Genomic DNA, 5,649 nt, shown 5'->3' on the forward strand with positions numbered 1-5,649 from the left:
CGTAGCGCGGCGACGGCCTCGGGCTCATGGCGGGCCGCGTTCGCCATCATGCCGATCATCAAAAGCGTTGTGGCCGTTGATGTTCCACCAGCAGAGATGAGCGGCAGCTGGATACCGGTGACCGGCAGCAGGCCGATCACGTAGCCGACGTTGATGAACGACTGCCCGATCACCCACATTGTGGTCGTGGCGGTCAGCAGCCGCAGGAACGGGTCGGCGGACCGCCGGGCAATCCGCATCCCGGTGTAGGCGAACAGCCCGAACAAGCCCAGCAGGCCCAGCGCGCCGACAAGACCCAGCTCTTCGCCGATGATCGCGAAGATGAAGTCGTTGTGGGCGTTGGGCAGGTAGTTCCACTTGGCCGTGCCCTGGCCCAGCCCGTCGCCGAAGACGCCGCCGTTGGCCAGCGCGAACTTCGCCTGCCTGGCCTGATACCCGGAGTCCTGCGGGTCCTGGCCGGGGTTGAGCCATGACCGCACGCGGTCGGATCGGTAACCCGCGGACACCGCCAGGATCGCCGCAGCCACGACCGCGGCGAACAGCGAGCTCAGGAACACCCGCAACGGCAGGCCGGCATACCAGAACAGCCCGAGCAGGATGATGCCCAGCGAGACGGTCTGCCCCAGGTCGGGCTGCGCGACGATCAGAGCCAGCGCGATCACCGCCGCGGGCACCAGCGGGATCAGCATTTCGCGCAGCGAGGCCCGCTCCATGCGCCGCGCGGCCAGCAGGTGGGCACCCCAGATCGCGAACGCGATCTTGGTCAGCTCGGAGGGCTGCATCGAGAAGCCCGCGATCACGAACCAGCCTCGGGAACCGTTGGCTTCCTTGCCGACTCCCGGGACCAGGACCAGTACCAGCAGCACGATGGTCAACGCGAACCCGGAGAATGCCATGCGCCGCATGAACCGTACCGGCAGTCGCAGCGCCAGATAGCACGCGACGAGCCCGACGATGGTCCACAGCACCTGGCGGCCGAAGATGACCCACGCCGACCCGTCGTCATCGTAGGAACGGACTCCCGACGCCGACAGCACCATGGTCAGACCCAGCGTGGTCAACAGCGCGGCCACCGCGATGATCAGGTGAAACGACGTCATGGGCCGGCTTAGCCAGGCACCGAATCGGGTGCGCGGCCCGGCCGGCGCGGCGGCGGCCGGCTTGGCAGCCACCACCGCAGTGTCGTCGGGCTCGGCCTCGTCAGCCTTGCCTTCGGTGCTTCCAGTCGGCTGCCCGCCTTTGGTTCCCCGGCGCAGCAACCGGGCCAACGCGTTGGTCACCCCAGTTACCCGCAGCTGGCACGCACGGCGGCAGCGAACGCGTCGCCGCGGTCGGCATAGCCGGTGAACTGGTCAAATGACGCCCCGGCGGGCGCAAGCAGCACCGTGTCGCCGGGGCGAGCCAGGTCTCTTGCCGCGGCGACGGCAGCGTTCATCACGCGAATGCCGACAGCCTCGTCCGACCAAGAAACCACTTTCGCCACATGAGTAACAGGAGACTCAGCAGTCGCATGCATATCAGCATCCTCGCCTGTCACAACCTGTACGACGGGGACATCCGGCGCGTGTCGCGATAACGCGTCGGCAACCTCTGCCCGGTCACGGCCGATCAGCACCGCTCCGACCAGGCGCGGAGCGATTCTGGCCACGGTCTCGGCCACCGATGCGCCCTTGAGCAGACCGCCCGCTATCCACACCACTCGCGGGTATGCCAGCACCGATGCCTCGGCGGCGTGCGGGTTGGTGGCTTTGGAGTCGTCGACGAAGCTGATCTGGTCGATGACGGCGACCACTTCGGCGCGGTGCCGGCCCACCCGAAACGTCGCCAGCGCGTCCGCTATCGCCGCTGCGGGCACCCCGACGCTGCGCGCCAGGGCCGCGGCCGCCAACGCGTCAAGCACACCCACCGGCCCCGGCACCGGGATCGACGACGCCTCGGCCAATGCCAGGCCGTCGGAGAATGCCCGGTCGACGAGCACGCCGTCGCGCACCCCGAGTTCCCCGGAAGCCGGTTCGCCGAGGCGGAAGCCGACCCGGATCGGCGCCTGGGTAGTCGACAGCAGCCTCGCCGCCCGCGCGTCGTCCAGCCCGACGACCGCCACCCGGCCGGTCAGCACCCGGGCCTTGGCGGCGGTGTAGTCGGCAAGAGTCGAATGCCAGTCGAGGTGGTCTTCGGCGATGTTGAGCACCACGCCGGCCTCGGGCCGTACCGACGGCGCCCAGTGCAGCTGAAAGCTGGACAGTTCGACCGCCAAAAAGTCAGCGGGCTCCTCCAGCACGTCGAGCACCGGGCTGCCGATGTTGCCGCACAGCGTGCTGCGCAGCCCCGCGGCCGTGAGCATGGCCTGCAGCATGGACGTGGTGGTCGTTTTCCCGTTGGTGCCGGTGACCGCCAGCCACCGGCGCGGTGGGCCATAACGACCGGACGCGTCGAGCCGCCAGGCCAATTCGACGTCGCCCCACACCGGGACGCCGGCCGCCTCGGCGGCGACCGGCACCGGTGCCAACGGCGGGAAACCGGGACTGGTCACAACCAACGCGTAATCGCCGATCTGCTGGGCTGCGGTAGCCGAATCCAGCGTCGCCGTCCCGGCTTCGGAGAACTGCTGGCGGGTCACCGGGTCGTCGTCGCAGAGCGTCGCCGTCACGCCCAGGGCCCTCAGCGCCGCCAGCACCGCGCGGCCGGTCACACCGCCACCCGCGACCAGCACCGGGAGGCCGGGCGCCAACGGGCCCAGCGTCATGTCAGCGGCCGCCGGTCGCGGCCAGCCACTCGCTGTAGAACAGCGCCACCCCCAGGCCGCAGCTGATCGCGGTGAGCAGCCAGAACCGGATGATCACCGTGGTTTCGGCCCACCCGACAAGCTCGAAATGGTGGTGGAAGGGCGCCATCCGAAACACCCGGCGACCGGTGGTGCGGAAGGCCAGGATCTGCATCACGACCGAGGTGATCTCGGCGACGAACAGCGAGCCGAGCACCACCGCGAGGATCTCGGTACGGCTGGTGACCGAGATCCCGGCGATGACGCCACCCAGGGCCAGCGATCCGGTATCGCCCATGAAGATCTTCGCCGGCGCGGCATTCCACCACAAAAACCCGATGCAGGCGCCCGCCGTAGCTGCCGCGACGATCGCCAGGTCCAGCGGATCGCGCACGTTGTAGCAACCCGGACCCGGTGTGACGGCGCAGGCGTTGCGGTACTGCCAGAAGGTGATCAGCACGTAGGCGGCGCAAACCATCGCCATGGCGCCGCCGGCCAGCCCATCCAGCCCGTCGGTGAAATTCACCGCGTTCGACCACGAGTAGACGATGCCCACGCAAAACAGCACGAAAATGATGGGACCCAGTGCGACGGTGGCGATTTCACGCACATAGGACAGGTTGGCGCTGCCCGGTGTGAGGCCGGAGTCGTTGCGGAACTGCATCACCAGCACACCGAAGAGCACCGCCGCGGTGATCTGCCCGACCGTCTTGGCCGTCTTGTTCAACCCCAGGTTGCGCGACCGCCGGATCTTGATCAGGTCGTCGACGAATCCGACAGCGCCCAGCGTGGTGGCCAAAAACAGCACCAACAGACCCGACGCCGACGGCCCCTCGCCGCCCACGGCCAGCCCGGCCAAGTGGGTGCCCAGGTAGGCCGCCCAGATGCCGGCCAGGATCGCCACCCCGCCCATCGACGGCGTTCCGCGCTTGGTCTGATGGCTCGGCGGGCCGTCTTCGCGGATCTCGTGACCGAAACCCTGCCTGTTGAACAGCCGAATCAGCACCGGGGTCAACAAGATCGACACCGTCAGCGCGATGGCCACGGCGATGAGGATGTCGATCATCGGAGAGTTCCCCGGCCCTGGTCAGATATGCCCGCGTCGGCGACCAGCGAATCGGCGAGTGCACCCAGGCCCGCAGCATTGGAAGCCTTGACCAGCACCACATCCCCGGGCTGCAGTTCGGCCCGCAACAGGGCCAGGGCGGCGTCGGCGTCATCGACGAGCGCAGCCTGCCCGGCCCATGAGCCCTCCATGACCGCGCCGTGGTGCATGGCGCTCATAGACCTCCCCATTCCCACGACAACGAGTCGAGACACATCTAAGCGCACCGCCAGCCGGCCGATGCGGTCATGTTCAGATATTGCGTCCTCACCGAGCTCGGCCATCTCCCCCAACACGGCCCAGCTGCGGCGCCGATCCTCACCGCCGCCACGGGCGATCCACGCAAGCGCCTGCAACCCGGCCTGCATCGAATCGGGGTTGGCGTTGTAGGCGTCGTCGATGACCGTGACCCCGTCGCCGCGGGTGTGCACCCGCATCCGGTGCTGCGACACCGGGCCGGCGCCGGAAAGCGCGTCGGCCACCTGCTCGGAGCTGGCGCCGCATTCCAGCGCCACCGCCGCCGCGCACAGCGCATTGCTCACCTGATGGTCGCCGTGCACAGCCAGCCGGACGTCGATTGTGCTGTCGCCCGAATGCAACGTGAACTGCGGCCTGGCCAGCTCGTCGAGCGTCACCGGACCGGCCCACACGTCAGCGGGGCCCTGCCGGCTGACCCGGACCACGCGGGCCGCCGTCACGTCGGCCATCGCCGCCACCGTCGGATCGTCGACGTTGAGGACGACCACTCCTGATCGCGGAACAGCCTGCGGCAGTTCGGATTTGGTCTGCGCGATGGCTTCGCGTGAACCGAACTCGCCCAGATGCGCGGTACCAACGTTGAGGACCACCCCGACGGCCGGCGGCGCGATCGCCGCCAGCTCGGCAATGTTGCCGGGGCGGCGCGCGGAGAGCTCCAGGATCAGGTAGTCGGTGTTACCGGTAGCGCGCAGGACGGTCCACGGGTGGCCCAGCTCGTTGTTGAATGACCCGGGGGGCGCCACCACTTCGCCGAGCGGCTCGAGCACCGCGGCCAGCAGGTCTTTCGTCGAGGTCTTGCCCGACGATCCGGTGATCCCGACGATCGTCAACCCGCCGGCCACCAGCTCGGCGGCCACCGCCGCGGCCAGTTTGGCCAACGCGGCCAGCACGGCGGCGCCCGACCCGTCGGCGTCGTGCTCGAGGACACCGGCCAGGCCGCCCGTGGCGACGTCGCGCGGGCCGGGTCGAACCACGATCGCGGGGACCCCGACGGGCCGGGCTGCCAGCACCGCGACCGCTCCGGCGGCGGCCGCCGATGCGGCGTGGTCGTGCCCGTCGGCGCGGGCACCCGGCAGCGCCAAGAACAACCCGCCGGGAGTGACTCTGCGCGAGTCGAATTCGACGGTCCCGGTGACGTGCAGATCCGCGGCGTCCGTCGCCGAGATGTCGGCCAGTTCGCCGCCGACGATGTCGGCGATCTGCGCGACGGTGAAGTCGATCATGGGCTTCGGGCCTCGAGGGCTTCAATTGCCAGGGCGAGCTCGACCCGGTCGTCGAAAGGGAAGGTCTGCCCGCCGCGGGTCTGGCCGGTTTCGTGGCCTTTGCCGGTGATCAGGACCACGTCGCCGGGAGCCGCCCAGGCGACGGCGTGTTCGATCGCGGCGCGCCGGTCGCCGATCTCGATCACCGCAGCGGTTCCGCCGGCTTCGGCCGCGCCGGCCAGGATCTCGCGGCGGATTGCCGCCGGATCCTCGCTGCGCGGGTTGTCGTCGGTCACGATCACCAGGTCGGCCAGCTCGGCGGC

Annotated in this window: 5 protein-coding genes; all 5 read right to left on the reverse strand. The window is 69.4% G+C overall.

Features of this window, described 5'->3' with window-relative positions; translation table 11 throughout:
* Positions 1–1,175, reverse strand: a 1,175-nt coding sequence (ftsW, locus tag WBF82_RS08865; RefSeq protein ID WP_424382682.1) for a putative lipid II flippase FtsW, incomplete at its 3' end; no start/stop codon positions are given.
* Positions 1,176–1,285: 110 nt separating this feature from the next.
* Positions 1,286–2,743, reverse strand: a complete 1,458-nt coding sequence (murD, locus tag WBF82_RS08870) for a UDP-N-acetylmuramoyl-L-alanine--D-glutamate ligase (protein WP_424382678.1) — start codon at positions 2,741–2,743, stop codon at positions 1,286–1,288.
* A 1-nt stretch (position 2,744) separates the two neighbouring features.
* On the reverse strand, positions 2,745–3,827 hold the full coding sequence (gene mraY, locus WBF82_RS08875; RefSeq protein ID WP_424382679.1) for a phospho-N-acetylmuramoyl-pentapeptide-transferase: 1,083 nt from the start codon (positions 3,825–3,827) through the stop codon (positions 2,745–2,747).
* Entirely contained in the window at positions 3,824–5,347 is a 1,524-nt protein-coding gene (locus WBF82_RS08880; protein ID WP_424382680.1) for a UDP-N-acetylmuramoyl-tripeptide--D-alanyl-D-alanine ligase, read from the reverse strand. Before WBF82_RS08880 ends, mraY begins: the two co-directional genes overlap by 4 nt.
* On the reverse strand, positions 5,344–5,649 hold a 306-nt coding region (locus WBF82_RS08885; protein WP_424382681.1), incomplete at its 5' end, for a glutamate ligase domain-containing protein. The genes WBF82_RS08880 and WBF82_RS08885, both read right to left, overlap by 4 nt.

This window comes from Mycobacterium sp. (assembly GCF_049673265.1).
Classification (GTDB): domain Bacteria; phylum Actinomycetota; class Actinomycetes; order Mycobacteriales; family Mycobacteriaceae; genus Mycobacterium.